The organism is Saccharomonospora saliphila YIM 90502 (assembly GCF_000383795.1).
In the GTDB taxonomy this organism is placed as follows: Bacteria; Actinomycetota; Actinomycetes; order Mycobacteriales; family Pseudonocardiaceae; genus Saccharomonospora; species Saccharomonospora saliphila.
The window spans coordinates 58,560-62,821 of the sequence record NZ_KB912698.1 but is presented as its reverse complement, the minus strand read 5'-3'; the positions used below and the strand labels follow the sequence as shown (position 1 = coordinate 62,821).

Annotated in this window: 4 protein-coding genes and 2 pseudogenes; 4 read left to right on the top strand and 2 right to left on the bottom strand. The window is 69.7% G+C overall.

The genetic code is table 11. From position 1 onward, the window contains the following. A pseudogene (locus tag SACSA_RS26275) lies at positions 1-76 on the bottom strand (ferredoxin); the annotation flags it as partial. A 97-nt stretch (positions 77-173) separates the two neighbouring features. Between SACSA_RS26275 and SACSA_RS26905 the strand changes: the two are divergent. Continuing rightward, entirely contained in the window at positions 174-665 is a 492-nt protein-coding gene (locus tag SACSA_RS26905; protein ID WP_232212970.1) for a hypothetical protein, read from the top strand. 9 nt (positions 666-674) lie between these two features. On the opposite strand, the gene SACSA_RS0115965 is transcribed toward SACSA_RS26905, so the two are convergent. Beyond that, the gene (locus SACSA_RS0115965; RefSeq protein WP_019818651.1) at positions 675-1,490 is read right to left on the bottom strand and encodes an HAD family hydrolase; all 816 of its coding nucleotides are present in this window, start codon (positions 1,488-1,490) and stop codon (positions 675-677) included. Between the two features lie 81 nt (positions 1,491-1,571). Between SACSA_RS0115965 and SACSA_RS0115960 the strand changes: the two genes are divergently transcribed. The 3 genes and pseudogenes from SACSA_RS0115960 to SACSA_RS23330 form a co-directional block, all read left to right on the top strand. After that, positions 1,572-2,486 (top strand): LLM class flavin-dependent oxidoreductase, encoded by a 915-nt coding sequence (locus SACSA_RS0115960; RefSeq protein WP_019818650.1) that lies wholly within the window; start codon positions 1,572-1,574, stop codon positions 2,484-2,486. A gap of 364 nt (positions 2,487-2,850) precedes the next feature. After that, entirely contained in the window at positions 2,851-4,074 is a 1,224-nt protein-coding gene (gene glf / locus SACSA_RS0115955; protein ID WP_019818649.1) for a UDP-galactopyranose mutase, read from the top strand. Further along, positions 4,067-4,262, top strand: a pseudogene (locus SACSA_RS23330) (phosphatase PAP2 family protein); the annotation flags it as partial. The gene glf and the pseudogene SACSA_RS23330, both read left to right, overlap by 8 nt.

The following is a 4,262-nucleotide window of genomic DNA, read 5'->3' as shown; positions in this document are numbered from 1 at the left end:
TGCAGTCGACGGGGCACTCGTCGACACACGCCTTGTCCAGGACGTCCACACAGGGCTCGACGATCACGTACGTCACGACTTCCCTCCTCGGCAGCAGCCCCGGCGCGGTGCCGCTCGTGCGCAGGCGCACCGCCCCGGTCGCGGCGCTCGCGGTCACCGGACTCTCGCTGGTGGTGACGACGATGCATCCGATGGCCCGGCCCGCCACCGCCGACAGCGAGCGGGTCGTGGCCGGGCTCGAGGAGGTCGGCGCGTGGTTCGGGGAGTCGCTGCCCATGGGCACCGTGGTGGCCACCCACGCGACCGGCGCGCTGGGCTACCGCGCGGGCCCGTCGTTGGTGGTCGTCGACGTGTTCGGCAGGACAGACGAGCACATCGCCCGCGACGGCGAGCAGCGCGGCTTCGTGGGCGCGCGGTTCGTCGCGCGGGACTACGACTACGTGCTGACCACGCGGGTGCCCTCGGTGGCCGTGGAGGACGCGACCTACACCCGCGAGCAGCAGTGCGGGATCAACCCCGCCTACGCGGGGCTGTTCGAGGTCGCCAGTTTCCGCCGCACGGCGGGCCCGTACTGGGTGACCGTGTACGTCCGGTCGGCACTGTCCGGCCACCTCATCGACCGTCTCGACGCCCACCCGGACTACGAGTACGTGTCCTGCCGGTGAGCCACCGGGTCAGAACCAGCGTTCGAGCACCTGGGCCACGCCGTCCTCGGAGTTGGTCGCCGTGATCTCGTCGGCGGCGTCGAGCACGACCGGGTGCGCGTTCGCGACGGCGACCCCGTGCCCGGACCACCGCAGCATCTGGAGGTCGTTGGGCATGTCCCCGAACGAGATCGTGTCCTCGGCCCCGAGCCCGAGCAGCCCGGCGACCTGGCCGAGGCCGGTCGCCTTGGTGACGCCGTGCGCGGCCAGTTCGATCAGCCCCGCGCCCGAGGAGAACGTGATGTCCACCACACCGTCGAGGGCGGCGCGGGCGGAGGCCGCCATCTCGTCCGAGTTCATCTTCGTATGGCTGACCATCAGCTTCACCGCGGGGTGGCCGAGCACCTCGGCGCGGGGGACGACGAAGCCCTCGCCGTCGCCCCACGGGTTACGGTACTCGGACTCGATGACGAAGTTGCGCAGCTCGTGGTCGATGGCGGTGTGGCTGACCCGCTCGGCGGCGAGGCGGCAGCCGGGCAGTGCCACGTCGAGTGCTTCGGCGACGTCGGCGAGCAGCACGGGGTCGAGCGATCCGTGCACGTCGAGCACCCGATCGGTGTTGATGTCGTACAGCACGGCACCGTTCGAGCAGACCGCGTAGCCGGTCAGCCCGGTCTGCTCGGCGACCGGCGGAATCCACCGGGGAGGGCGGCCGGTCACGAGCACGACGGGGACACCCTCGCCCACGGCCCTGGTGACGGCGCCCGCGGTCCGTTCGGTCACCTGCTCCAGGGGCGTGAGCAGGGTTCCGTCGACGTCCGAAGCGATGAGGCGGGGTCTGCGCACACCTCCAGTTTCCCAGATCACGCCCGTGCTGCGGGGTGTGCTGCTTCACCGATAGCGTGTGGCGCCGTGCGAGTTGGCATCGTGATCCTTCCCGAGGACAGGTGGTGGGCCGCCGAGCCGAAGTGGCGGGCCGCCGAGGAGTACGGCTTCGACCATGCCTGGACCTACGACCACCTCGGCTGGCGGCATCTGGTCGACGGGCCGTGGTTCAGTGCGGTGCCCACCCTGACCGCCGCGGCCATGGTCACGTCGACGATCCGGTTGGGAACGTTCGTCGCCTCACCGAACTTCCGGCATCCCGTGCCGTTCGCGCGGGAACTCATCACTCTGGACGACGTCTCCGACGGCCGTGTGGAGCTGGGGATCGGCGCCGGTGGTCTGGGCTACGACAGCACGGTGCTGGGTGGTCCCGAGCTCTCGGCGGCCGAGCGCGTGGACCGGTTCACCGAGTTCGTGGACGCGCTGGACGGCCTGTTGCGGATCGACGGCTACGACCACTCGGGCGCGTACTACACGGCGCGAAGCGCGCGGAACCTGCCCGGATGCGTGCAGCGTCCGCGTGTGCCGTTCGTGCTCGCCGCCGACGGGCCGCGCACCGTGCGCTTCGCCGCCGAGGTGGGACAGGGCTGGGTCACCACGGGCCGGCCCTCGGAGGGGCAGAGCCAGCAGGAATGGTGGTCGTCGGTGGAGCGGCTGGCCACCCGGTTCACCGACGCGGTCGCCGAGGCCGGGCGCGAGCCGGAGCACGTGCGCCGGTACCTGAGCCTGGACGCCGCGCCGGTGTACTCGCTGACCAGCCGCGAGAGCTTCGCCGACGCCGTCGGCCGCGCCGCCGAGCTGGGTTTCACCGACGTGGTGGTGCACTGGCCGCGCAGCGGCGAGCCGTACCAGGGCCGCGAGGCCGTCCTTGAGGACATCGCCGACGATCTGCTCCCCCGCGTACAGGGCCGCGAAACCCCGGACGAGGAGGACAAGGCCCCTCCCGAGGAGGACTAACCCCGCACGCACCCTTGTTGACATGTCGGCAAGGCCCCCTTTACTGCACTGAACGCAGTGAAGGGGGCCTTGCCGACGCACACACCCTGGCTCGGCGCGGGTGGGCGGAGTGATGCGCGCGGTGGTGCGAGGCGTACCCGACTGGGCGTGTGTGTCACTCGAATGGGTGAGTTGCGGGTTCTCGGGAACCGTATGGGTGGGTGCGGACGTCGGTGTGGGCACAGGCGCCGCGAGGCACCGGGGGAACAGGGGCCGCGGACCCTCGTGCGGACGAGGACCGGCGCGGCACGGTCGTCCCGTCCAGGGAGGGACAACCGTGGCCTCGCCGCACGAGGGTCGCGGCACGTCGGTAGCCTCTCGGGGCGTGAGCGCGGACACGAACACCACAGAGATCACGAACGGTGCATACTCCGGTTTCGATTTGATAGTCGTCGGCTCCGGCTTCTTCGGCCTCACGGTGGCCGAGCGCGCCGCGAGCCAGCTCGGACAACGCGTGCTGGTCCTCGAGCGGCGCGACCACATCGGAGGTAACGCGTACTCGGAGCCGGAACCGGAGACCGGCATCGAGGTGCACCGCTACGGCGCGCACCTGTTCCACACCTCGAACAAACGGGTCTGGGACTACGTCAACCAGTTCACCGACTTCACCGACTACCAGCACCGCGTGTTCGCGAAGTACCAGGGGCAGGTCTACACGTTCCCGATGAACCTGCACCTGATCAATCAGTTCTTCGGCAAGTCGCACTCGCCGGACGAAGCCAGGGAGCTGATCGCCGAGCAGTCGAGCGAGATCGACACCAAGGACGCGCAGAACCTCGAAGAGAAGGCGATCTCACTGATCGGCAGGCCGCTGTACGAGGCGTTCGTGCGCGGCTACACCGCCAAGCAGTGGCAGACCGACCCCAAGGAACTCTCCCCGTCGATCATCACGCGGCTGCCGGTGCGGTACACGTTCAACAACCGCTACTTCAACGACACGTACGAAGGACTGCCGGTCGACGGCTACACCGCGTGGCTCGAGCGGATGGCCGACCATCCGAACATCGAGGTGCGCACGGGTGTGGACTACTTCGACGTGCGTGGCGCGATCCCCGAGGGCACGCCCACCGTCTACACCGGCCCGCTCGATCACTACTTCGACTACTCGCAGGGGCGGCTCGGCTGGCGCACACTCGACTTCGAGCAGGAGGTCGTGCCGACCGGGGACTACCAAGGCACGTCGGTGATGAACTACAACGACATCGACGTGCCCTACACCCGCATCCACGAGTTCCGGCACTTCCACCCGGAACGGAACTATCCGGACGACAAGACCGTGATCGTGCGGGAGTTCTCCCGCTTCGCCTCCGACGACGACGAGCCGTACTACCCGATCAACACGGCCGAGGACCGGGACAAGCTGGAACGCTACCGCGAGCTGGCGAAGAAGGAGGCCCGCGAGCGCAACGTCCTCTTCGGCGGCCGCCTCGGTACCTACAAGTACCTGGACATGCACATGGCGATCGGGTCGGCCCTTTCGATGTTCGACAACAAGATCGCGCCGCACCTGTCCGACGGGGCTCCGCTGGACGGCTCGCTCGATGGCTGAAGTGGAACTGCCCACCGCGGGCGACGAGGACCGGCCGTCCGGGGAGGTCGCCCTCCTGGTCAACGTCCAGCGCGGACTCGCGCGGCCCGCCGTGCTGCGGGCGGCGCGAGGGCTCTCGCTGTTCGGCGAGCACAGCGCGGGCTGGGCGGCGCTCGGCGTCGCGGGCGCGGCCGTGGACCGCGACCGCC